The following is a 22,070-nucleotide window of genomic DNA, read 5'->3' on the forward strand; positions in this document are numbered from 1 at the left end:
AGCGCTACCGCCTTACTCTCCGGAGTTAAATCCCATTGAAAAGACGTGGGCTAATATCAAGCAATGGTTGAGAAGCCATTTGTCAGAATTTAAGACGGTAGAGAATAGATTATCGTACTACTTTGGTTTGAATTGACTATATTTTTTCGCTGCTCCGCCCATGGCTGATTCAATACCAAATCATGGCCGCCCATTCCTTTGAAACGCGCTACGGCTGGCTATTTCTACTCAATCTCTTATGTTTTATTCTTCCCTATCGCTGGCAAGCGCAGGAAAATGCCGCCGAAACCTCACCAAGTAATCCGGCATGAAAAAACGCCTTTACAGGCGCTTTTTCATCACAACAGAGAATCATAGAGCAATTAACCGGTCAGTTGCCGCGTGATGATGGTTTTCAAAAAGGGCAGTTTATTGCTCACACGCAATACGCCGCCGCGCACAACTTTCGCTATCGGCGTTTCGCGGGTAAAGAGTTTTACAATCAAATTCGTGCCGTGATAGAGCGGTAAAGTATTTCTTTGATGCTGGCGGGTATAGGCGGCGAGCATATTATCCGCGCCGATGTCCTTGCCTTGTCCGTGTTGACGCAATATCAGACGTGCCAAAATTTCCTGACTTTGCAGTCCCAGATTATAGCCATGCGCGGTAACAGGATGCATGCCGCAGGCGGCATCGCCAATCAAGGCGCAACGTGTGGCATGGAAACGGCGAGCATGGGTTCCCATCAGCGGATAGTCGCAAACTTCGCTGATTAAACGCATTTCACCAAAGCGGTGCTGCACTTGCGCGGCAACATGGTCGGCTAAGGCTTGCGGTGCGAGCGAAGTCAAGGTGTGTACTTTGCGGCTGTCGATGGTAATCACGCAGTTGGTAATGTGGTCTGTAAGCGGCAACAGGGCTAGAGTCGAGCCGTAGAAGAAGCATTCAAAGGCGGTATGGTCATTGCTGATGCTGTGTTCAAGACGGAAAACCAAGACAGTGCGCCCGAAATCATGCATATCGCAGACGATGCCCATTTGGCGGCGCACACTAGAAAGACGGCTGTCGGCGGCAACCAATAATGGGGCATGCAATTGCGTACCATTAGATAACGTAACGCTGGCACGCTGCGCATCGCTGGTGCTATGTACGACTTTTTCCTGCAAAAACCAATGGAGATTATGTTGTTTTTGCGCGGCGGCATAGGCGGCGCGGCGGATATTATGATTGGAAACCAAATAGCCGAGCGTATCAATCGGGCGTTTTTTGCTGTCGGTCGGCGGCAGGGCGAAATGCAGTTGATACGGGCTGTCGCCATTGACGACTTTGGCTTCGCGCAAGAAATAAATCTCATCTTCGGCAAAGCCCTGCCAAATGCCTAGGTTTTCCAAGATATGTTTTGAGGGATGGGTGAGCGCGATTTCGCGTCCGTCAAAAGGCGGATTGCTCAGCTCTTCCGCCGAATGCAGGTCAATCACGGCGATATCTAAACCGCTGTCGGCTAATGCGCGGCACAAACTCAATCCGCTTGGACCGGCGCCGACAATGATGAGGTCAAATTCTGTACGCATAGTTCTATCCTAATTCCTAAGGCTAATATCAGAAACAACGCCCTGCGATATATCGCGATTGCGCCGCCTATTCAAGGCGGCGCAGTATAGCATGGGCTGTGGCGGGTAAAAATGCTAGGCAATACTTTACATCTCTGATAATGATTTATTTTTCTTGATTTTCCCGCGTTTTCTCCGCCTGCGCCAAGGCGGCTTGCACGGCACTGCGATCGCGCATATCGCCCTTGCCTTCGGCGGCAAGCAATAGGAGTTTGTCTAAAAACTGTCGGGCGTTTAACTCATGGACTGCGCTGTCGGGACGCTGAATTTTTTGTTCGATATCCGCGCCATGGGCGAGCAGAAAGCGCACCAATTCCGGCTCATTAAACAAGACCGCCTCATGCAGAGGACTTAAGCCTGCCTGTCCCAGCTCATTAACATCGCAGCCGCGCGCAACTGCGGCTTCTAAAGCGCTTTGCAATGCAGCTTTATCGAAATCCGGCAGGCCGTAAGAGGAGACGAGCAAATTCAAAATAGGACGCGCTTCCTCGCCCGGCATAATCACGGCATAACATTGTTTTTCATCGCTATATTCAAAACTTTGCATCAGTTCGATGCGTTGCTGCGCCTCGGCTGCTTCTTTTACTGAAGCAGTTGCTTTATCAGCTGCGGCAGATGCTTGTAAACAAGCAAGGCTTAAGCAAACCGTAAGTAACAGAGGGGATAAATTCATGTGTTTTCTCCTTTGAAAAGCGCTAGTTATCAGCCGCAAACAGCGGCCTTTGCGGTCAAAGCTCTATTAAGCTCACTAAAAGTCTTATAGGATAAGATTTTTCAGATCTTTTAGCATGAAATTTGTTCTTCAACATTGAAATGTAGAGAATTAATTTTTCTCATTTTTTATGCAAGCAGAAAGAATGAGATTTTTTGAGGTTTTCTGTGAAAAATATTGTGGTTTTTTCTGCATTCAAAGAAAACATTACTTGTTATTTATTCTATAAATTTGTTAATATACCTTTACCAAGACGTTGCAATATAGTTTAACATTCTGATTATATGGAGGATTAATCATGCAAGCATCATTACAAGACATTTTAGATACTGTTAAAGCCAACAATCTGACCTACCAGCAAAAAGTGATGTGTTTGGCGAACATCGCCGAACGTCTATTTAAGCCCACCGAATTGCTCGGCTATACCGAGGAAGAGTGGGAACATATCGAAAACCAAATGATCTGCGACCTCAACGAAGGCTATGCGATTTTCCGTCCGCGCTACATTTTGCCGGACTATGAGGTTTACATCCGCAAAGGTTGCGAATTTTTAGATTTGCCTGCGCCTAAAGACTTAGACGAGGCTTTAGACGGCTTGCTGATTCTATATTCTCATGTCCCTTCCATCACGACTTATCCGGTCTATATCGGAAGATTGGATGTCTTATTAGATCCTCTTATTACAAATGAAGAACAGGACTATATTAAAATCAAGAGATTTTTAAATCATATCGATAAAACCATTCCTGATTCATTCTGCCATGCCAATATCGGCCCATATGATACTAAAGCGGGGCGTTTGATATTAAAAGCGGTGATTGAATTAGAAAATACCACGCCCAATATGAGTATTCGCTATGATAAAGAAAAAACGTCGCGCGAATTTGCCGAATTGGCTGCTAAAGCCTGTTTATTAGTTTCTAAACCCTCTTTTGCCAATGATGCCTATTACCGCGCAGATTTAGGCGATGATTACGGGATTGCCAGCTGCTATAACGCGCTGCCGGAATGCGGCGGCGCTTATACGCTTACCCGTCTGCGCTTAGGAACGATTGCGCGTGCTTGCCAAAGTCTTGATGAAATGATTCATCAATTGCTGCCGAAAGTCGCAAATCTTGCGCTTTCTACTATGGATAAACGGCATAAATTCCTTGTAGAAGAAAGCAACTTTTTCAGCAGCAGTTTTTTAGTAAAAGAAGGTTTTATTAAAAGAAGCAATTTCACCAGCATGATTGCTATTGTCGGCTTGGCAGATGCCGTCAATCATTTGCTGAAACAAGAAGGCATTAACGAAACTTTCGGACAAAGCAAGCGCGGAGACGAAATCGCCATCTTAATTATGGATACATTGCAGCAAGTCAATGATGCGCACACAGGTTTATATGTGGAACGCACCAATAACCAATATTTATTGCATGCACAAGTCGGCGCTAATAATCATGCCGAAGATAAACTGAATACGCCGGCGCACCGCATCCGCGTTGGAGAAGAGCCGACATTATTGGCGCATTTAAAACAATCTGCTCCATTCCATAAATATTTCCCTTCAGGAACGGGAGATTTATTCGCTTTTGACCAAACTTACACCGATCATTTAGATGCCGTCGTCGATATTATTGACGGTTCTTTTGCCAATGGTTATCGCTATATCACAACCTATTTGAAAAATACCGATTTAATCCGCGTAACCGGATATTTGGTTAAGAAAAGCGAAGTGGAAAAATATCGCAAAGGCGAAGCGGTATTGCGTGATACCACATGGTACGGCTCAGGAACTGATGATTGCGCAAATGTATTTGATCGCCAATTGCGCGATGAAGACAATGTAAATATTAGCGCGTAACGATAATTTCATGGCAATGCTTTCTGAAATATTTGTGCCTCTGCATCGAATCATTCCCTTTTCCAATGTTGAAGGACAAGGGAATAGAACCAGCATTTTCCTGCAAGGCTGCAAATTAAACTGTCTGTATTGCCATAATCCGGAAACTATTCCCCGTTATTCAAAAGATGCCCAATTAGTCAGTTTGCAATATTTATATGAACAAGTCATGGATGCAGTGCCTTTTATTCGAGGCGTAACGATTTCCGGCGGAGAGCCGACTATTCATTATCAGCAAATTATTCCTTTATTTGAAGCATTGAAAAATGAAGGACTAACTTGCTATTTAGACAGCAGCGGATTTTTCAATTATGAAGTTATCAAACCCTTAATTGCCGTAACAGATAAATTTTTATTTGATTTAAAAGGCGATGGCATGGGGCTGCAAAGTTTATGTTTAGACCGCAAAAATCATCAGGGAATCGTGCCGGAAAATCTGTTTCCCGATAAACATCATATAAGACCGGAGAATTTACAAAGAAATTTATATAATTTATCCAAACTGTTGCCTGAAGAAAAAATTGAAGAAGTCCGCTTGGTATTTATCAATCAGTTTTTTGATGCCAAATCTTTAATTCATAAAGTGGCATTACTGCTTCAAGCATATCCTGATGTGTTGCTAAAAATTATCCGTGTTCATACGAAAGGAGCCAGAGATGCTAATGGGTTAGAAAAATTTGTTCCCAGCATAAAAGAAACCGACGAATTGTCGGCTTATGCAGAACAATGCGGTATTCAGAAAGTGATGACTATTTATTGATAATCCGATGGGGTTTTTATGAGTATATTAATTAGTATTTTAGGTGTTTTTGTTCTTTTAGGAATCGGCTTTTTATTATCTAATAATAAAAAAGCCATTAATTTCAGAACGGTATTAGGTGCATTATCTATTCAAATTGCTTTTGCAGCATTGATTTTATATGTACCGGCAGGACGCAATGCACTTTTATCCATGGCTAACGGCGTCAGCGCTGTAATTGCATACGGCAACGAAGGCATTAATTTTATTTTCGGAGGATTAGCCGATCCTTCAAACGTCGGCTTTATTTTTGGGGTTAAAGTATTGCCGGTAATTATCTTTTTCTCCGCGTTAATTTCCGTGCTTTATTATATTGGTGTCATGCAATGGGTTATTAAAATTTTAGGCGGCGGTTTGCAAAAAGCCCTAGGCACGTCAAAAGCCGAATCCATGTCTGCGGCAGCCAATATTTTTGTCGGACAAACAGAAGCGCCCTTAGTCGTTAAACCCTTTGTCAGCCGTATGACAGAATCCGAATTGTTTGCCATTATGGTGGGCGGTACCGCTTCGATTGCGGGTTCGGTATTGGCGGGTTACGCGGGCATGGGTGTGCCTTTAACCTATTTGATCGCTGCTTCGTTTATGGCGGCTCCGGCAGGTTTGCTGTTTGCTAAATTATTGTATCCGCAAACAGAAACTTTCCGCGATACCTTAGAGGAATCGCATGACGAAGAAAAACCGCATAATATTGTCGAAGCACTTGCGAATGGTGCCAGCTCGGGTATGAGATTAGCGGTGAATGTGGGGGCAATGCTTGTCGCCTTTATCGCTATGATTGCATTGATTAACGGCATTATCGGTGGAATCGGCGGATTATTCGGCATTGAAGGATTGACCCTGCAAGTGCTGCTTGGCTATATCTTCCAGCCGCTCGCCTATTTAATCGGCGTGCCTTGGAGTGAAGCGGGCATTGCCGGGCAAATGATCGGTATGAAATTAGCCGTTAACGAATTTGTCGGCTATTTGGAATTTGCTAAATATTTACAACCTGATGCCGTCATTATGCTTAGCGATAAAACCAAAGCCATCATCACTTTTGCTTTGTGCGGATTCGCCAATTTAAGCGCGATTGCGATTTTAATCGGCGGCATCGGCAGCATGGCGCCTAATCGCCGCTCCGATATTGCGCGTTTGGGCATGAAAGCCGTTATCGCCGGTACTTTGGCAAACCTGATGAGCGCTACGATTGCCGGGCTTTTTATTGACTTAAGCGGCGTTGCTTTAGTCTAAAGAATATCGATGACTATAGTCGGAGAAGTGGAAAAGTAGTACAAGGCGAGCCAACGCCGTAATACTTTTTCAATTCTTCGACTATAAAACAAAAGGCGGCATAAGCATTCCTTAATCCGCCTCGTTCATCAACAATCAATAGAAAAGCCGGCATATGCCGGCTTTTCCTTCTCTAGCAAAAACGCCCCGCGAAGGGGCGTTTTACACAGGATTATAGGATTATTTAGCGCGATAAATTTGCAAAGTATTAGTAGCGCCTTGCTGACGCATTTGCATACCGCTGGTGATCACGAACAAATCGCCGCTTTCTACCACGCCGCGGAATTGCAGATGCGCTTCCACTTCTTGAATGGCAGTTTCTTGGTCTTTGCTCACATCCAACATCATCGGACGTACGCCGCGGTAAATCGCCATTTTACGCTGTACGTTGACATTGGAAGTCAGTGCGTAAATCGGAATATTCACGCCGTAGCGACTCATTTGGAAAGGCGTGGTGCCGCTTTCAGTCAAAGCCACAATGGCTTTGGCATTGATTTTACGCGCCGCATATACTGCGCCTTCGGCAATCACATGGTCGATACGGTTGGCCGAATTGATATTCATATCAATATTTTCCAACGGATGCTCCGCTTTTTCCGCCGCTTGGCAGATAATCGCCATGGTACGCACGGTTTCAAAAGGATATTTACCCACCGCCGATTCGGCAGACAGCATAACCGCATCCGTACCGTCTAATACGGCATTCGCCACATCGGATACTTCCGCGCGGGTCGGCACCGGATTGACAATCATGCTTTCCATCATCTGAGTGGCGGTAATGGTAAAGCGGCGTAATTTGCGTGCCATTGAAATCATTTGTTTTTGCAGAGCAGGTACGGCAGCATTGCCGACTTCGACTGCCAAATCGCCGCGCGCCACCATGATACCGTCGCTGGCTTTAATGATTTCTTCCAAGTTTTGAATCGCTTCCACGCGCTCGATTTTCGCAATCAAGCCCGGCTGCACGCTATGCCCCGCAGAACTTCCCTGCATAACCAATTGGCGCGCCAATTCCATATCCGCAGCCGATTTCACAAAGCTGATCGCCACATAATCCACGCCGATGGCTAATGCGGTTTTCAAATCTTCCATGTCTTTTTCGGTCAAAGCCGGCGCCGACAAACCGCCGCCTTGCTTATTGATGCCTTTATTGCTTTTCAGCGGCGCGCTGTTTTCAACGATGGTATGGATCTCGCTGCCGTCCACTTTTTTCACCGTCAGCGTTAACAAACCGTCGTCCAACAACAAAATATCGCCCGGCGCGACGTCATTAGGCAGATTTTCATAATCCAAGCCGAGGCGCTGCTGATTGCCCTCGCCTTTATAAGCCGCATCTAAAATAAACGTATCGCCTTCGACCAAATCAATGCGACCGTTTTCAATTTTGCCGACGCGGATTTTAGGGCCTTGCAAATCCGCAATAATCGCTACTTGACGGCCGGCGCGCTCTGAAGCCTCGCGCACTTTGCGTGCATTTTCTTCGTGGAAAGCCGCGGTGCCATGACTGAAATTAAACCGCACCACATTCAAACCCACACGAATCATCTGCTCGAGAATCTCTACCTCGCTGCTGGCAGGACCGAGAGTGGCAACGATTTTGGTGTGATGGCTGATACGGGTGAGATCACGCTTAAGACTCATAAAAACTCCTTAAATAAAATGCAACAATTGCGCTTCAGTGACGAGAGCATCTAGTGGCACATCCCAGTCTCGCCGCTGGAGATGTTCAATCAACTGGCATTCATAAGCAAAGCCAATTAGCCAAGGGGAATGCCCGCGTATTTTATCGGCAAACGAGCGGTCATAAAAGCCTCCGCCCATGCCGAGACGGTTTCCGCACCTATCCACGCCGACCAAAGGCAGGAACACAACATCCAATTTTCCCTGCCAATCTTCTGAATTATCAGCAGGTATTTCAATACCGAAACGGTCTTTGCTTAAACTCGTGTCTTGGCGGTATTCGCGCCATATCAGCGGTGAATCTTTCGCCGAAACAATCGGCAAATATAAAGATTTGCCCTGCTGCCATAAAAAACTGATCAGCGGGCGGCTGTCTATTTCTTCCGGCAAAGACAAAAAAACGCCGATATGCTGCGAAGAAGATAATTGCGCCAAAAACTGCCGCGCATATTGCACCGCTGCCACGCTTTTTTGCTGACGCGACATGCCTGCAATCGCCTGCCGCCGTCCGCGCAACTGCCTGCGCAAGGCGCTTAAATCACCCAACCCTCAGGATCCTTGCCGATTTGAATACGGCGAATATGACTTTGTACCGCGGATTTATCCGCATCCGGCACAATTTGTTCAATGAAATCATAATGCACGGCGCGCAGACGCTTGGTTTCGTGCCAAGCCAGATAGGTTTGGAACTGCCCCACCCAGGGCGAGAGCGGATACATGACCAAATCCTTATCCAATTCATGGTTATATGCCATATCCGCAATCACGGCAACCCCCATGCCGCGGCGGGCATAACTTTTCATCATATCCGCGCTGCGCGCGGTAACAATAATTCGCGGCTGCAAACCGGCTTCCGCCATCACGCTCGCCAAGCCCGAAGGACCTTTATGCGAGGTGACATAAGTAATCAAAGGATATTTCGCCACATCCGCCAAAGATTGCGGACCTTTTGCCGCCAAAGGATGATTTTTAGGCAGTACGACGACTAAATCCCAACTCATCGCCGGCAAATAAATCAATTGCCGCAACTCGCTAGCATAGGGAGCTAAAGATAAGGCGGAAAACCAAGCGAAATCCGCCTCTTGATTTTGTACCCACTCTAAAATCTGGCTATTGGTTCCTTCCATGATATTGAGTGGAATATTCGGATAAGCCCGCTGCATATAAGGCATGGTGCTGGAAAGGCGGTAATGCGCCAAAGTATTGGTCGTGGCGATATGCAATTGCGAAAAACGCTCTTCCTGCGAGCGCAGCCCCAGCTGGCGGATATTCTCGATACCCAGCAGCACGCGGTCGATTTCCGGCATTAAAGCATCGCCCAAAGGCGTCAAACCGGTAAAACTTTTGCTATTGCGTTTAAAGACCTGCATACCCAACATATCTTCAAACATCTTAATCTGCTTGCTGACCGCCGGCTGCGACATATGCAAAGCCTCCGAGGCGGCCGTTACATTGTAGCCGTTATGCACTACTGCCCACACACATTGCAGTTGTCGTAATTTCATATTCTTTTCGCTTATTTGGCAGATACGCTGTTAACAATGTGCAAAATTATGCAAATCCAATACCCAATCAAAAATTTGCAAGCGCATTCAAGCCCCATTTTTCTCCGCTCAACAGGATTTCATAACCAAATCGCATAATAAAGCCCATAACCTGACGCTATAAGGCTATAAATAAATCCTCTTTCCCCGGCATCATAAATCCACTACCATAGCCCCACCTATCAATAAGCAGGAGTTCCCATGATTTACAACAACATTCTCGACACCATCGGACACACGCCGATCGTGCGTATCAACCGTCTGGCACCGAAACACGTGGAAATGTACGTCAAATTGGAATCGCGCAATCCCGGCGGTTCGGTTAAAGACCGCTTGGCATATGCCGTCATTACCGACGCCGAACGCCGCGGACTCTTAAAACCGGGGCAAACCGTCGTGGAAGCTACCTCCGGCAACACAGGCATTGCCTTGGCAATGGTCTGCGCGGCAAAAGGCTATCCTTTCGTCGCCGTCATGACAGAAACCTTCTCGGTTGAACGACGCAAACTCATCCGCAGCTTCGGCGGCAAAGTCATCTTAACCCTTGCCGCCGAACGCGGACAAGGCATGGTGCGCGTCGCCAAAGAATTAGCTGAGAAAAACGGCTGGTTCCTCGCCAATCAATTCGCCAATCCCGCCAACCCGCAATATCATCGCGAAACCACCGCCACTGAAATTCTGCGCGACTTCGCCGGCCGCCGACTCGATTATTTCGTCAGCGGCTACGGCACAGGCGGCACCATTTCAGGCACAGGCGAAGTCCTTAAAGCAGCGCGTCCGCAACTGGAAATTGTCGCTACCGAACCCGTCAACGCCCAATTGCTGGGCGGCAAAGAATGGGCGCCGCATAAAATTCAAGGCTGGGTACCCGATTTCATTGCCGAAACCATGAACCAAAACATCTATGACCACCTCATTCCCGTCGGCGACGAAGAAGCCCGCGACACCGCCCTGGCCCTCGCCACCCAAGAAGGCATTCAAACCGGCATCTCCGGCGGCGCGACCTTCAATGCCGCCTTGCAATTCGCGCAAAAAGCTGCAGAAGGCTCCGTCTTGCTCGTCATGCTGCCGGACGGCTCGGAACGCTACATGTCCACCTTCCTCTTCGAGAGCATCAACGAAGGTTCGGATGACAATCTGCTGCCCTAAACCCTTTTCAAATTCACATGAAAATCCTCTTCTTTGCCCTGCTCTGCGGGGCATTTTTTTCCAAGATTAAGCCTTATTCACTTATCCACGCGAATTGTGGATAACCTTGGACAACTCCGCCCGAACGAGATTTTTTTCAAACGGCAACCGAGGTTTAAGCACTTGCGCAAAAATTGAGCATATAAAAATAAATCGTTTAAAAACAATTGAATAAAACAGGTTATTGTAATTATTTCAAATTTATTTCTTGCTTTGGAATAAACCGCCGCCATGCTTGAAAAATCTCCGCCTGTGGATAAAATCTGTGCAAAACCACAGCAAATTCTCAACATGAAGCCATTTTTTATTGATGCCCAAGGCTGGTTGCAAGCCCCCGACTCCCGCCACCTTCCCTCTCCTCATTACAATGAACGCCCCGACGGCCAAGACATCAGCCTCTGTGTCTTGCACAACATCAGCCTGCCGCCGCTCGATTTCGGCAGCCAATACATTGACGCCCTATTTCTGGGCACACTCGCGGATGACCGCCACATACATCCCTACTTTGACGGCATTGCCGATTTACGCGTCAGCACGCATTTCTTCATCGCCCGCAACGGCGCAATCACGCAATACGTCTCTACCTTCAAACGCGCTTGGCATGCCGGACAATCGCAATATCAAGGACGAGAAAACTGCAACGACTTCTCCCTCGGTATCGAACTCAACGGTGCAGACCGCATCCCTTACACCCTGCGCCAGTACCAAAGCTGTGCGCAACTCATCATCGCCATGCACGTCCGCCACCCGACATTCAACCTAGAACACATTACCCACCACAGCCACATTGCCCCGCAACGCAAAAGCGACCCCGGCCCCGCTTGGCGGCAAAGCTATCTGCAATACCTGCTCAGACAGCACCCCTCCCCCACGCAGTAAAAATTTGCTAGACTGCGCGCTTTCATTTTTTATCAAGACCATGGCATTAAGCAAAAGACAATTCCTCAAAAGCGCCGCCTTGCTTGCCGCAAGCCCGCTGATTCCTGCGCGCGCGCAAATCATCATGCAAAGCCTGCTGGCGGATTTAAACGCGCAAATCCAAGCGGCGGTCAGCGACATGCGTCAAAACGGACTGATCAGCGCAGATGAAAAAACCGCTTGGCACATTACCGACATCCTCACAGGAAAAAGCTACGCAGGCATCAATGAAAACCGCCCGATGCAAAGCGCCAGCATGGTCAAACCTATGGTCATCCAAGCCTATCTCTACTGCCACTACCTCAAAAACGCCGGCGCCTATCCGCTCAACAGCCGCATTATCGATGAAATGCGCGCCATGATCGTCGACAGTAACAACGAATACACCAACAACTTCTTCAGCCGCGTGGGCGGTCCCAAGAGCGTGCAATGGATGCTGCGCAAACATGCCCCCGACATCTTCCGCGACATCCAAATCGTGGAAAACATCCCTGCCGGCGGCAAAACCTATCGTAACAAAGCCTCCGCCGCCGATTACAGCCGCTTTTTATACGCCCTTTGGCACGAGCAAATGCCGGGCGCCCGCCTCTTAAAAGAAATGATGGGCATCAAAAACCACGACCGCATCAGCGTCAACACCCAACACATCCCCGAGACCCTCAGCGTTTACGACAAAACCGGCTCGACCTCGCGTTTATGCGGAAACTTCGGTATCATTGCCTACCGTAACCGCTTTGGACAATTGCGCCCCTACACCTTCACAGGCATCATCGAGAAAAGCAATTCCGCTGGCAATTACAGCCGTTGGATTACCGAACGTAGCAATCGCATGCGCGAAATTTCCGATATTGCTTATGTCTATATCGACCAATACGTCCACAGCTAAGAGATTTTTGACACTTCAAAGAGTTGAATGTATGATGCGCCATCCTGCCGACCAGCCCCTGCCTCGTTTCATAGAACCGTGGCTTTTTGCCCGCAGCCGCAGAATCGTTTCCGGTGCCTTTGATCTTCATCAGAGCCAAGAACTCAAAGCTTGGGCGGAAGCGCACAAGCCGATGCAAGTCTATATAGAAGGCTATTGCGATAGCGACAACAAAGCACACCTCAAAGGTCAGCTTAAGGTATCGCTTAGTTTGACTTGCCAACGATGTTTACAAGCGATGCAGTGGCAGGCGGACTTGCCCTTCGACTACCTTCTTCTGCGCTCCGAAGCCCAAGAAGAGCAAATCGAAGACGGCAGAGAAACACTCGTCTGCGCCGATGAAGAAATTGATTTGGCGTGGTTTTTAGAAGAAGAAGTGCTATTGGCAATGCCCATGATTGCCAAGCACGACAATTGCCAGTTGCCGATTGAACAAAGCCGCATCGCTCAAACTGAAGCTGAAGCGCCGCAAAGTCCTTTTGCCCAACTGAAAGATTTAATGAATAACAAGGAGTAAACCATGGCAGTTCAACAAAACCGCAAAACCCCTTCAAAACGTGACATGCGCCGCAGCCACGATGCTTTAGGCTTCGCCACCATTTCAACCGACAGCGCCAGCGGCGAACGCCACTTACGCCATCATGTAAGCAAAGACGGCTTCTACCGCGGCCGCCAAGCCATCGTCAAACCTGCTGACACGCTCGACTTCCAAGACGAAGAATAAGTCTCAGCGTCTTCGCGATGACACAGACAAACACAGTCACTATCGCCATTGATGCAATGGGTGGCGATATTGGCTTAGACAGCACACTGGCAGCAGCGCAAATTGCTCAACAGCAGCATTCGGCGTTGCATTTGCTTTTGGTTGGCGACGAGCAAGCCATTCAAACGCACGCCCTTTTCGCCCAATTAGACAAAAATCGCTGTGAGATTTTGCACAGCTCGCAAATTGTGGCGATGGACGAACTGCCGACCAATGTTTTGCGGCATAAAAACGATTCTTCCATGTGGCGCGCCATTGAAATGGTGCGCGACGGTCGTGCTCAAGCCTGCGTCAGCGCGGGCAACACAGGCGCATTAATGGCAAGCGCGCGCTACATTCTCAAAATGCTCCCCCGCATTTCGCGTCCGGCGATTTGCGCCACCCTGCCGGCAATGCACGGGCACGTCCATTGCTTAGACCTCGGTGCCAACGTCGATGTCAAACCCGAGCAATTGGAACAATTCGCCATCATGGGTTCCGAGTTATCCAAAGCATTGGATAATAATCCGCAGCCTACCGTCGGTTTGCTCAATATCGGCGAAGAAGCGATTAAAGGCAATGATACGGTTAAAGAAGCAGGCAAACTGCTTGCCCAAGCGCCTATCAACTACATCGGCAACATCGAAGGTAACGACATTTTCCTCAAACAAGGGCTGAACGTTGTGGTCTGCGACGGATTCGTCGGCAATGTGGCGCTGAAATCGGTTGAAGGCATCGCCAAATTCATTCAATTAAGCCTTGAGTGCGAATACAAGCGCAATTTGTTGACCAAATTAGCCGCACTTTGCTCATTGCCCATCTTGAAAAAGCTCAAAGGCACGATGGATCCGCGTATTTATAACGGCGCCATGTTATTAGGCTTGCAAGGGCTTGTTGTCAAAAGCCACGGCAATGCCGATGCTTTTGCTTTTGCCAATGCCATCAGCCGCGCCTATTTAGCGGCAAGCAACGGTATTTTAGAACGCATCCGTACGCAATTAACCCTCCTCCCTCCCCTAGAAGAAGAAAAACCCGCATGATTTATACCCGCATTGTCAGCACCGGCAGCTATTTGCCCCAGAAAGTGCTTAGCAATCACGATTTATCCGCCATGATGGATACTTCTGACGAGTGGATACAAAGCCGTACCGGCATTAAGCAACGTCATATTGCCGCGGATAATGAAAGCAGCACCGATATGTGCGAGCAAGCCGCGATAGCGGCTTTAGCCGCCAGTCCTTATGAGGCGCAAGACATCGACCTCATTATTATCGGCACCAGTACGCCGGAATATGTTTTTCCTAGCAATGCTTCGCAATTACAGGCAAGACTGCCTTTCCGCCCGATTCCCGCCTTAGATGTTTCCGCTGCCTGTTCCGGCTTCATTTTTGCTTTGGCTACGGCAAATGCCTACATCCAAAGCGGCATGGCGCGCCGCGCTTTAGTCATCGGCGTTGATGTTCTGAGTCGTCATGTGGACTGGCAGGACCGCAACACAGCAGTCTTGTTCGGCGATGGTGCCGGTGCCGTTATTGTCGAGGCTAGCGAAACCCCCGGCATTTACGGATTCAGCCTGCATAGCGACGGCGCTCACGGTCCGCTGCTATTAATTGACAAAGGCGCCGGCGCTGCCAATGAAAATTTGGCGCAACGCTCTCCCTATGTGCAAATGCAAGGACGCGAAGTCTTTAAAGTAGCGGTAAAAAGCCTTAGCAGCTTAGTCGGCGAACTGCTCGAACAATGCCAAATGCAAGCGCAAGACATTGATTTTCTCGTGCCGCATCAAGCGAATTTACGCATCATTGCCGCCACCGCAGAACACTTGAATTTGCCCATGGAGAAAGTTATTGTAACGGTCGACCGACACGCCAATACCTCTGCCGCTTCCGTGCCGCTTGCCTTAGACGACGGCATCCGTTGCGGAAAAATTCAGCGCGGGCACAAAGTGCTGCTTGAAGCATTCGGCGCAGGCTTCACTTGGGGCGGTTGCATTCTCAGCTACTAAAAGGAGATTCTATGTTAGCCCTCATCTTCCCGGGACAAGGTTCGCAATCCCTCGGCATGCTTAAAGCGCTCAGCGAGCAATTTCCGCAAGTCCTGCAACGCTTTCAAGAAGCCAGCGATATTATCGGCAAAGATTTATGGACCATCGTGCAGGAAAACCCTGATGACCAACTCAATCACACCATTTACACCCAGCCGATTCTGCTGACTGCCAGCTATGCCGCCTATGAAGTGCTGCAACAAGAATTAGCGATTAGCCCGCAATTTTTAGCCGGACATTCTCTCGGCGAATACAGCGCCTTAACGGTTGCTGAAGCCCTACCTTTTGCCGAAGCCGTCGCTTTGGTTCATCAACGCGGCAGCATTATGCAAGAAGCCGTTCCCTTCGGCGAAGGCGCAATGGCGGCAATTTTAGGCTTGGAAGACAAAGCGGTGCGCGAAGTATGCAGCGGTACCGAAGGCGGAGAAGTCTATCCGGCAAACTACAATTCTCCCGGTCAAGTCGTCATCGGCGGTAAAAAAGCAGCTGTTGATGCAGCAATTGTCGCCGCCAAAGCCGCAGGCGCCAAACGCGCGGTCTTATTGCCGGTCAGCGTACCGTCCCATACACCGCTGATGCGTTCCGCCGCCGCAAAATTTAGCCTCTTCTTAGACCAAATTCATTGGCAGGAACCGAAAATCCCCGTGATTTTCAACGTTGATGCCAAACAACACAAAGACCGCTACGGTATCCAAGCCGCATTGGGCGCACAATTATATGAACCCGTTTTATGGACGGATTGCATTACGGCACTCGCCGATGCCGGCGTTAGTAAAGTGATTGAAGTCGGTCCCGGCAAAGTATTGAGCGGATTGGCAAAACGTATCGACAGCCGTATCAGTGCCGGCAATTTCGACAGCCCAGACCAATTAGAAGGTTTGCGCAGCTTTTTGGAGCAATAGATAAATGAATACATTAACAGGAAAAATCGCCTTAGTCAGCGGCGCAAGCCGCGGTATCGGCAAAGCTACCCTGCTCGCCTTGGGTCAGGCGGGCGCAACCGTCATCGGCACTGCCACTACAGACAGCGGCGCAGCAAAAATCACCGACGCCATTCAAGCGGCGGGACTTAAAGGCAAAGGTATGGCATTAAATGTCAATGACGAAGCAGCAATTGAGCAAATCTTTGCCGAGATTAAACAAGCATTCGGCAGTGTGGAAATTTTGGTCAACAATGCCGGCATTACTGACGACGGTCTATTGATGCGCATGAAGCAAGAGCAATGGGATAATGTCATTAACACCAATTTAGGCAGTATCTACCGTATGAGCAAGGCGGCAAGCCGCGATATGATGAAGGCGCGTTTCGGACGCATCATCAACATTGCCTCCGTGGTCGGCGTGATGGGCAATGCCGGACAAACCAATTATGCCGCCGCCAAAGCAGGCATTATCGGCTTCTCCAAATCCTTAGCGCGCGAATTAGGTTCCCGCGGTATTACGGTGAACGTCATTGCCCCCGGTTTTATTGCCACCGATATGACCGATGCCCTGCCCGAAGCGCAGCGCCAAGCCTTATTGGCTTCAGTGCCTTTAGAAAAACTCGGACAGGCGGAAGATATTGCCCAAGCAGCAGTATTTTTAGCCGGCGCAGCTTATATCACAGGCGAAACTCTGCATGTGAACGGCGGGCTGTACATGCTGTAATGCCTTTCATGCAAAAGGCTGCTGGCACCAGCGCATTATTTCGGTATAATGCGGAAAATTTTTATCAATCCAATAGGAAAAAAACATGAGCAACATTGAAGAACGTGTCATTAAAGTTATCGCTGAACAATTAAGCGTTGACGAAGCACAAGTGAAACCGGCAGCCCATTTTATTGATGATTTGGGCGCCGATTCTTTAGATTTAGTGGAATTAGTCATGACCCTTGAAAAAGAGTTTGACTGCGAAATTCCTGATGAAGACGCAGAAAAAATCACGACTGTGCAAACAGCGATTGACTACGTCAAAGCCAATCAGGCTTAATCTCGGGCATTATCCGAATCCAAAAGCCACGGAAGTGTCCTTCATGCCGTGGCTTTTCTTATTTAGCGCTACTGTACGGTAATATAACAATATATCCGACAGTTAAGCATTTGCGCTCTTAGCGCGGTATTTCTTTCAATAGCAAGGCACGACATCAGTTAAGGAATATTTTTGATGAATGAGATGACTTCACGCGCCCTAAATCGGGTAGTAGTAACAGGCATGGGGATTATCAGCCCCGTGGGCAGCAGTGTCGACAGCGCTTGGGCCAATATTTTGGCAGGCAAAAGCGGCGTACGCCCTATCAGCGATTACGACGCTTCGGCATTACCTGTACGCTTCCGTGCGAATGTCATTGATTTTAACAGCGACGAATATTTCTCTGCCAAAGAAGCGCGCAAAATGGATACCTTCGTGCATTACGGCATGGCGGCAGGAATTCAAGCCATTCAAGATAGCGGCATAGACTTTGCCCATAATGAAGCCCTTGCCGAACGCAGCGGTATTATTATCGGCTCCGGCATCGGCGGCTTGCCCGGCATGCTCTCCGGCTATAAAGATTTCCTTGACGGCGGCGCCAGACGCGTTTCTCCATTTTATGTTCCTGCTAACATTATCAACATGATTTCCGGCAATTTGTCCATCCGATTCGGTTTAAAAGGTCCTGCCCTCGCAACCGCAACTGCCTGTGCCAGCGCCACCCATTCGATTGCGCAAGCCTACCGTATGATCCAATTAGGCGATGCCGATGTCATGGTTGCCGGTGGCGCGGAAATGGCGGGCAACGATATGGGAATCGCCGGTTTTGCCGCTGCCAAAGCCCTCTCTACCCGCAATGACGAGCCGCAAGCAGCCTCCCGCCCTTGGGACAAAGACCGCGACGGCTTTGTACTTGGCGACGGCGCCGGCGTACTGGTATTGGAATCCTTGCACAGCGCACAAGCACGCGGAGCTAAAATTTACGGCGAAATCATCGGCATGGGTATGAGTGGCGATGCCTATCATATTACCGCTACCCATCCCGAAGGCAATGGCGCAGCGCGTTGCATCCGCAATGCCCTACGCGATGCCCAAATCAATCCCGAACAAATCGACTACATCAATGCGCACGGCACCTCCACGCCAATCGGCGATTTAGCCGAAACCCAAGCAATCAAACAAGCCATGGGCGATGCCGCCTACCGTACCGTCGTTAGCAGTACCAAATCTATGACGGGACACGCACTTGGCGCTGCCGGCGGACTTGAAGCCGTCTTTACCCTTCTTGCGCTGCGAGACGGCAAAATTCCGCCCACCATCAATTTAGACAATCCCGGCGAAGGTTGCGATTTAGACTACTGCCCGCACACGGCACGCGACGCTGCGCTCAATATCGCCATGTCGAACTCCTTCGGCTTTGGCGGCACCAATGCCACCCTCATTTTCCGCCGCGTCTAAACATGATTATCCGCCTGTTACGCCGTCTATTCCTCCTGCTCTTCCTGCTAGGCATAGGCGCAGCAATTTACGGCTACAAACTCTATCAGCAAAGCCTGAATGCGCCCTTGCAAGCAAGCGGCGCAGCCATACTGCATGTTGCGAAAGGCAGCAATATCAACCGCATTGCCCATGATTTGCAAGCCCACGGACTGCAGCATCCTTGGGCATTGATACTGCATGCGCGTTTAAACGGCGGTGCGGCACAAATCAAAGCCGGCGACTATCGCATCGAGCCGAATATGAGCAGCCTAGACCTGCTGAACAATCTGCAAACAGGCAAAGTCATCGTCTTACAATTCCAACTCATTGAAGGCAAACGCAGCGCCGAACTGCTGCGACAAATCGCCGCCACCGCAGAACTCAAACACGAACTCAACGGCAAAAGCGAAGCGGAAATCGCCGCCATACTAGGCATCAACGGCAGTTTGGAAGGACAATTTCTCCCCGACACCTACCATTTCCACTACGGCGACAGCGACATCGACCTCCTCAAGCACATGCACCAAGCCCTGCAAAACACCCTTGCGCAGGCTTGGGAAACACGAACGACAAAAGACACGCTCAACAGCCCCTATGAAGCCCTCATTCTCGCCTCCATCATTGAAAAAGAAACCGGCATAGCCGGCGAACGCGCCCAAATTAGCGGTGTATTCCATCGCCGCTTGCAGCAAAACATGCGCCTGCAAACCGACCCGACCGTCATCTACGGCATGGGCGAACACTATCAAGGCAAGCTCACGCGCCGCAACCTGCAAACCGACACCCCCTATAACACCTATACCCGTTACGGACTCCCCCCTACCCCCATTGCGCTCGCCAGTGCCGCCTCCATCAAAGCCGCTCTGAATCCACAAGCCGGCGACAGCCTATACTTTGTCGCCAACGGCACAGGCGGACACACCTTCAGCGCCACCTACCAAGAACATCAAAAAGCCGTACAAGCCTACCGCCGCAGCCAAAAGGAAAGCCCCTAATGCAAGGTAAATTCATCACTATCGACGGCAGCGAAGGCGCAGGCAAAACCACGCAAATCGCCCATATCCGCGACTATTTGCAAGCCCAAGGCAAAACGCTCTACACCACGCGCGAACCGGGCGGCACCGCCGTCGGCGAAAAAATCCGCGCCATCTTTCTCGACCCCGAATTAAAACCCACCCAATTAACCGAACTCCTCCTCATCTTTGCCGCCCGCCGCCAGCATCTGGAAACGGAAATCTTCCCGCGACTTGCACGCGGCGAATGGGTGCTCAGCGACCGCTTCAATGACGCCACCTATGCCTATCAAGGTGCAGGACGCGGTATCGACAGAGCTCTCATCCGTCAATTAGAACAATACATACAAGGCGAATTTCAGCCCGATTTATCCCTCATACTTATGATTGAGCCGGATAAAGCCGCCGAACGCCTTGCCAAACGCAATCAAGCCCCCGACCGCCTCGAACAAGAAAACCGCGCATTCTTTCAACGCATAAATGCAGGCTACCGCCAACGCGCCCAAACCCAATCCCATGTGCAACTCATCAATGCCGGCGGCAGCTCCGAGCAAGTCTTTGCCCGCATCAGCCCCCTGCTGCAAGAACTCTGCCGCTCATGACGCACTACCCTTGGACAAGCCTCGCCGCCCCGCAACTACAACAAGCCATCGAGCAACCCACCGCCTGCCTGCTGCTCATCGACCCGCAGCAAGACAATGCCGATGCCCTAGCCCGACAACTCATCGCCGCCAGCCTCTGCGAAAACAGAAGCCAAGGCAAAGCCTGCGGACAATGTCATCCCTGCCGCCTGTGCCAAGCAAACACCCATCCGGATATCATCATCGCCCACGAGATTCTCAACATAGAAGCCGTGCGCGAACTCATCGCCAAACTCAGCAACACCCCCAGCATCGGCAAACACCGCTTCATCTATCTAAAAAACATCGACAAATACTTTGAAAGCGCCCTCAACTCCCTGCTCAAAACCCTAGAAGAACCCAGTCCGCATAACCACTTTATCCTCAGCGCCCCCTCGCGTCGCGCCGTAAAAGCCACCATCTTAAGCCGCTCGCAAAGCTACCAAGTACCCCAAGCCGACCCTGCGCAAGCTCGAGACTGGCTCATCACGCAAGGCATAAACAGCGCAGAATCCGAACAACTTTTAGCCCTCTATCGCAACAACCCCTTCCTTGCCTACGCACAACGCGAACAAGCCAATCCCCTCGCAGTCTTTGCCGACTTTATCCGCTACTGCGCGCAGCCGAAACAACAGCGGCAATTCCTGCAAATGCTGGACAACTATCCGCTGGAAGAACAATTAGACCTCCTCTGCTACCAATGCGAACGCCTCATCGCGTGGATACAACTAGACAGCGCCCCGCAAAATTGGCAAAATTCCGCCCAGCACATAGAGCAACTCGCGCAGATTGACATCCACCGCATACACCACCTCTATGCCGCGCTGTGCAAACTGCGCCGCAGCAAGCGCCAGCCGCTAAACTGGTCATTACAAAGCAAAACCCTACTTTTACATCACATGGAAACAAGGAATCCCATCCTATGAGTGAACAGCAACAAGCCCAATCCAAACTGAAAAAAGGCGTCATCCGCCTAGATTTCGAAGACACTCGCAGCCTCTATCAATCCTACATGCCCTATGTGGACGGCTGCGGACTATTCTATCCCACCGAAGAAAACTTCAGCCTAGAACAAGAAGTCTTCGTCTTTCTCAAACTGCCTGAAGAATTTGGCAAATTCGCCACCTCCGGGCGCATCGTATGGCTGAACCCGCCTAAAGCCGCCGTCAAACGCGTTCCGGGCATCGGCGTCCAACTGCGTGGAAAAGAAGCCCCAAAAATTCGTGAAGCCATTGAAAACGCACTTGGTAAAATGCTCAATACCGGCTTGCCGACCATGACCATGTAATGAAACAGCATCTACAGCATGCTGATTCAATTAATACTTTAACAATCATTGCTTAAACCGATAAGCTACGGCAATCCATCATAGCCCATTCTTTTCATTGCTTTGGAAGGGTCATATCGCTGATTGGCTTATTGCGGTTGCCTGTCAGAAAATAAGGGCTGTGATAGCGGTTAAGTTGGCGTAATTCGGCTAATATCGCCAATGCCCAATCAGATAAGGGAACGATATGCGGACGTTTCATTTTCATGCGTTCGGCTGGGATATGCCATTCCGTATCAATAATTTCATCCCATTGCCCATAGCGTAATTCTGCGCTGCGCGTCATGCTGATGATTAACAGCATTAGGGCTAATTGAGTCTTGCGCTTAGAGTGTTGCGCCAAGCGTTGAAAAAATTCGCCGATACGCTCGGGCGGTAGGACGGGATGGTG

The 22,070-nt window shown here is 49.5% G+C and carries 26 protein-coding genes; 20 read left to right on the plus strand and 6 right to left on the minus strand.

Annotated elements, in window-relative coordinates; all coding sequences use genetic code 11:
- A partial coding sequence (locus tag ACJHVI_RS06300) for a transposase (protein ID WP_483183872.1) occupies window positions 1-136 on the plus strand: 136 nt, incomplete at its 5' end.
- Window positions 137-182: 46 nt separating this feature from the next.
- Window positions 183-311, plus strand: a complete 129-nt coding sequence (locus ACJHVI_RS06305; RefSeq protein WP_483183836.1) for a hypothetical protein — start codon at window positions 183-185, stop codon at window positions 309-311.
- 51 nt (window positions 312-362) lie between these two features.
- Here the strand turns inward: ACJHVI_RS06305 and ubiM are convergent, their stop codons facing one another.
- Both ubiM and ACJHVI_RS06315 read right to left on the minus strand, forming a co-directional pair.
- A complete protein-coding gene (ubiM, locus tag ACJHVI_RS06310; RefSeq protein ID WP_483183837.1) occupies window positions 363-1,550 on the minus strand; it encodes a 5-demethoxyubiquinol-8 5-hydroxylase UbiM in 1,188 nt (395 codons plus the stop codon).
- 145 nt (window positions 1,551-1,695) lie between these two features.
- Entirely contained in the window at window positions 1,696-2,262 is a 567-nt protein-coding gene (locus ACJHVI_RS06315) for a hypothetical protein (RefSeq protein ID WP_483183838.1), read from the minus strand.
- Window positions 2,263-2,599: 337 nt separating this feature from the next.
- Here ACJHVI_RS06315 and ACJHVI_RS06320 point away from each other — a divergent pair, with 337 nt between their 5' ends.
- From ACJHVI_RS06320 to ACJHVI_RS06330, 3 genes are read left to right on the plus strand one after another with little or no spacing between them, the layout of a single operon-like run.
- Window positions 2,600-4,144: a YjjI family glycine radical enzyme gene (locus ACJHVI_RS06320; RefSeq protein WP_483183840.1), complete on the plus strand. Its 1,545-nt coding sequence runs from the start codon at window positions 2,600-2,602 to the stop codon at window positions 4,142-4,144.
- A 10-nt stretch (window positions 4,145-4,154) separates the two neighbouring features.
- A complete protein-coding gene (locus tag ACJHVI_RS06325; protein WP_483183841.1) occupies window positions 4,155-4,943 on the plus strand; it encodes a 4Fe-4S cluster-binding domain-containing protein in 789 nt (262 codons plus the stop codon).
- Between the two features lie 18 nt (window positions 4,944-4,961).
- Complete coding sequence (locus ACJHVI_RS06330) at window positions 4,962-6,212, plus strand: NupC/NupG family nucleoside CNT transporter (protein ID WP_483183843.1); 1,251 nt, start codon at window positions 4,962-4,964, stop codon at window positions 6,210-6,212.
- Between the two features lie 219 nt (window positions 6,213-6,431).
- Here ACJHVI_RS06330 and pyk read toward each other — a convergent pair whose 3' ends face one another.
- The 3 genes from pyk to ACJHVI_RS06345 are packed head-to-tail and all read right to left on the minus strand — an operon-like array spanning window position 6,432 to window position 9,436.
- Window positions 6,432-7,892 (minus strand): pyruvate kinase, encoded by a 1,461-nt coding sequence (gene pyk, locus ACJHVI_RS06335; protein WP_483183844.1) that lies wholly within the window; start codon window positions 7,890-7,892, stop codon window positions 6,432-6,434.
- Window positions 7,893-7,901: 9 nt separating this feature from the next.
- On the minus strand, window positions 7,902-8,477 hold the full coding sequence (locus ACJHVI_RS06340) for a 5-formyltetrahydrofolate cyclo-ligase (RefSeq protein ID WP_483183846.1): 576 nt from the start codon (window positions 8,475-8,477) through the stop codon (window positions 7,902-7,904).
- The gene (locus ACJHVI_RS06345; protein ID WP_483183847.1) at window positions 8,465-9,436 is read right to left on the minus strand and encodes a LysR substrate-binding domain-containing protein; all 972 of its coding nucleotides are present in this window, start codon (window positions 9,434-9,436) and stop codon (window positions 8,465-8,467) included. Before ACJHVI_RS06345 ends, ACJHVI_RS06340 begins: the two co-directional genes overlap by 13 nt.
- 240 nt (window positions 9,437-9,676) lie before the next feature.
- Here ACJHVI_RS06345 and cysK point away from each other — a divergent pair, with 240 nt between their 5' ends.
- The 15 genes from cysK (at window position 9,677) to ACJHVI_RS06420 (ending at window position 21,640) form a co-directional block, all read left to right on the plus strand.
- A complete protein-coding gene (gene cysK, locus ACJHVI_RS06350; RefSeq protein WP_483183848.1) occupies window positions 9,677-10,624 on the plus strand; it encodes a cysteine synthase A in 948 nt (315 codons plus the stop codon).
- A 330-nt stretch (window positions 10,625-10,954) separates the two neighbouring features.
- Window positions 10,955-11,542, plus strand: a complete 588-nt coding sequence (gene ampD, locus ACJHVI_RS06355) for a 1,6-anhydro-N-acetylmuramyl-L-alanine amidase AmpD (protein WP_483183849.1) — start codon at window positions 10,955-10,957, stop codon at window positions 11,540-11,542.
- A gap of 40 nt (window positions 11,543-11,582) precedes the next feature.
- On the plus strand, window positions 11,583-12,467 hold the full coding sequence (locus ACJHVI_RS06360) for a serine hydrolase (RefSeq protein ID WP_483183850.1): 885 nt from the start codon (window positions 11,583-11,585) through the stop codon (window positions 12,465-12,467).
- 31 nt (window positions 12,468-12,498) lie between these two features.
- On the plus strand, window positions 12,499-13,023 hold the full coding sequence (locus ACJHVI_RS06365) for a YceD family protein (protein WP_483183851.1): 525 nt from the start codon (window positions 12,499-12,501) through the stop codon (window positions 13,021-13,023).
- Between the two features lie 3 nt (window positions 13,024-13,026).
- The gene (rpmF, locus tag ACJHVI_RS06370; RefSeq protein WP_115217762.1) at window positions 13,027-13,230 is read left to right on the plus strand and encodes a 50S ribosomal protein L32; all 204 of its coding nucleotides are present in this window, start codon (window positions 13,027-13,029) and stop codon (window positions 13,228-13,230) included.
- A 17-nt stretch (window positions 13,231-13,247) separates the two neighbouring features.
- Window positions 13,248-14,288, plus strand: coding sequence for a phosphate acyltransferase PlsX (gene plsX / locus ACJHVI_RS06375; protein WP_483183853.1), 1,041 nt, complete (start codon window positions 13,248-13,250; stop codon window positions 14,286-14,288).
- A complete protein-coding gene (locus ACJHVI_RS06380; RefSeq protein WP_483183854.1) occupies window positions 14,285-15,253 on the plus strand; it encodes a beta-ketoacyl-ACP synthase III in 969 nt (322 codons plus the stop codon). Before plsX ends, ACJHVI_RS06380 begins: the two co-directional genes overlap by 4 nt.
- 11 nt (window positions 15,254-15,264) lie before the next feature.
- Window positions 15,265-16,194 carry an ACP S-malonyltransferase gene (fabD, locus tag ACJHVI_RS06385; RefSeq protein ID WP_483183856.1) on the plus strand — a complete coding sequence of 310 codons (930 nt, stop codon included), beginning with the start codon at window positions 15,265-15,267 and terminating at the stop codon, window positions 16,192-16,194.
- A gap of 4 nt (window positions 16,195-16,198) precedes the next feature.
- On the plus strand, window positions 16,199-16,939 hold the full coding sequence (gene fabG / locus ACJHVI_RS06390; RefSeq protein WP_483183858.1) for a 3-oxoacyl-ACP reductase FabG: 741 nt from the start codon (window positions 16,199-16,201) through the stop codon (window positions 16,937-16,939).
- An 85-nt stretch (window positions 16,940-17,024) separates the two neighbouring features.
- A complete protein-coding gene (acpP, locus tag ACJHVI_RS06395) occupies window positions 17,025-17,261 on the plus strand; it encodes an acyl carrier protein (RefSeq protein WP_112863869.1) in 237 nt (78 codons plus the stop codon).
- Between the two features lie 174 nt (window positions 17,262-17,435).
- Window positions 17,436-18,698 carry a beta-ketoacyl-ACP synthase II gene (gene fabF, locus ACJHVI_RS06400; protein ID WP_483183860.1) on the plus strand — a complete coding sequence of 421 codons (1,263 nt, stop codon included), beginning with the start codon at window positions 17,436-17,438 and terminating at the stop codon, window positions 18,696-18,698.
- Window positions 18,699-18,700: 2 nt separating this feature from the next.
- Window positions 18,701-19,714 (plus strand): endolytic transglycosylase MltG, encoded by a 1,014-nt coding sequence (gene mltG / locus ACJHVI_RS06405; protein WP_483183862.1) that lies wholly within the window; start codon window positions 18,701-18,703, stop codon window positions 19,712-19,714.
- A complete protein-coding gene (gene tmk / locus ACJHVI_RS06410; RefSeq protein ID WP_483183864.1) occupies window positions 19,714-20,334 on the plus strand; it encodes a dTMP kinase in 621 nt (206 codons plus the stop codon). The genes mltG and tmk overlap by 1 nt, the downstream gene beginning before the upstream one ends.
- Complete coding sequence (locus ACJHVI_RS06415; protein ID WP_483183866.1) at window positions 20,331-21,278, plus strand: DNA polymerase III subunit delta'; 948 nt, start codon at window positions 20,331-20,333, stop codon at window positions 21,276-21,278. Before tmk ends, ACJHVI_RS06415 begins: the two co-directional genes overlap by 4 nt.
- Window positions 21,275-21,640, plus strand: coding sequence for a PilZ domain-containing protein (locus ACJHVI_RS06420; protein WP_483183868.1), 366 nt, complete (start codon window positions 21,275-21,277; stop codon window positions 21,638-21,640). Before ACJHVI_RS06415 ends, ACJHVI_RS06420 begins: the two co-directional genes overlap by 4 nt.
- A gap of 94 nt (window positions 21,641-21,734) precedes the next feature.
- On the opposite strand, the gene ACJHVI_RS06425 is transcribed toward ACJHVI_RS06420, so the two are convergent.
- A partial coding sequence (locus ACJHVI_RS06425; protein ID WP_483183870.1) for a tyrosine-type recombinase/integrase occupies window positions 21,735-22,070 on the minus strand: 336 nt, incomplete at its 5' end.

Source organism: Suttonella sp., from assembly GCF_056855035.1.

Coding starts and splice junctions, on each gene's coding strand:
- ACJHVI_RS06305 (WP_483183836.1), top strand. CDS start 183: ATGGCCGCCCATTCCTTTGAAACGCGCTACGGCTGGCTATTTCTACTC.
- ubiM (WP_483183837.1), bottom strand. CDS start 1,550: ATGCGTACAGAATTTGACCTCATCATTGTCGGCGCCGGTCCAAGCGGA.
- ACJHVI_RS06315 (WP_483183838.1), bottom strand. CDS start 2,262: ATGAATTTATCCCCTCTGTTACTTACGGTTTGCTTAAGCCTTGCTTGT.
- ACJHVI_RS06320 (WP_483183840.1), top strand. CDS start 2,600: ATGCAAGCATCATTACAAGACATTTTAGATACTGTTAAAGCCAACAAT.
- ACJHVI_RS06325 (WP_483183841.1), top strand. CDS start 4,155: ATGGCAATGCTTTCTGAAATATTTGTGCCTCTGCATCGAATCATTCCC.
- ACJHVI_RS06330 (WP_483183843.1), top strand. CDS start 4,962: ATGAGTATATTAATTAGTATTTTAGGTGTTTTTGTTCTTTTAGGAATC.
- pyk (WP_483183844.1), bottom strand. CDS start 7,892: ATGAGTCTTAAGCGTGATCTCACCCGTATCAGCCATCACACCAAAATC.
- ACJHVI_RS06345 (WP_483183847.1), bottom strand. CDS start 9,436: ATGAAATTACGACAACTGCAATGTGTGTGGGCAGTAGTGCATAACGGC.
- cysK (WP_483183848.1), top strand. CDS start 9,677: ATGATTTACAACAACATTCTCGACACCATCGGACACACGCCGATCGTG.
- ampD (WP_483183849.1), top strand. CDS start 10,955: ATGAAGCCATTTTTTATTGATGCCCAAGGCTGGTTGCAAGCCCCCGAC.
- ACJHVI_RS06360 (WP_483183850.1), top strand. CDS start 11,583: ATGGCATTAAGCAAAAGACAATTCCTCAAAAGCGCCGCCTTGCTTGCC.
- ACJHVI_RS06365 (WP_483183851.1), top strand. CDS start 12,499: ATGATGCGCCATCCTGCCGACCAGCCCCTGCCTCGTTTCATAGAACCG.
- rpmF (WP_115217762.1), top strand. CDS start 13,027: ATGGCAGTTCAACAAAACCGCAAAACCCCTTCAAAACGTGACATGCGC.
- plsX (WP_483183853.1), top strand. CDS start 13,248: ATGACACAGACAAACACAGTCACTATCGCCATTGATGCAATGGGTGGC.
- ACJHVI_RS06380 (WP_483183854.1), top strand. CDS start 14,285: ATGATTTATACCCGCATTGTCAGCACCGGCAGCTATTTGCCCCAGAAA.
- fabD (WP_483183856.1), top strand. CDS start 15,265: ATGTTAGCCCTCATCTTCCCGGGACAAGGTTCGCAATCCCTCGGCATG.
- fabG (WP_483183858.1), top strand. CDS start 16,199: ATGAATACATTAACAGGAAAAATCGCCTTAGTCAGCGGCGCAAGCCGC.
- acpP (WP_112863869.1), top strand. CDS start 17,025: ATGAGCAACATTGAAGAACGTGTCATTAAAGTTATCGCTGAACAATTA.
- fabF (WP_483183860.1), top strand. CDS start 17,436: ATGAATGAGATGACTTCACGCGCCCTAAATCGGGTAGTAGTAACAGGC.
- mltG (WP_483183862.1), top strand. CDS start 18,701: ATGATTATCCGCCTGTTACGCCGTCTATTCCTCCTGCTCTTCCTGCTA.
- tmk (WP_483183864.1), top strand. CDS start 19,714: ATGCAAGGTAAATTCATCACTATCGACGGCAGCGAAGGCGCAGGCAAA.
- ACJHVI_RS06415 (WP_483183866.1), top strand. CDS start 20,331: ATGACGCACTACCCTTGGACAAGCCTCGCCGCCCCGCAACTACAACAA.
- ACJHVI_RS06420 (WP_483183868.1), top strand. CDS start 21,275: ATGAGTGAACAGCAACAAGCCCAATCCAAACTGAAAAAAGGCGTCATC.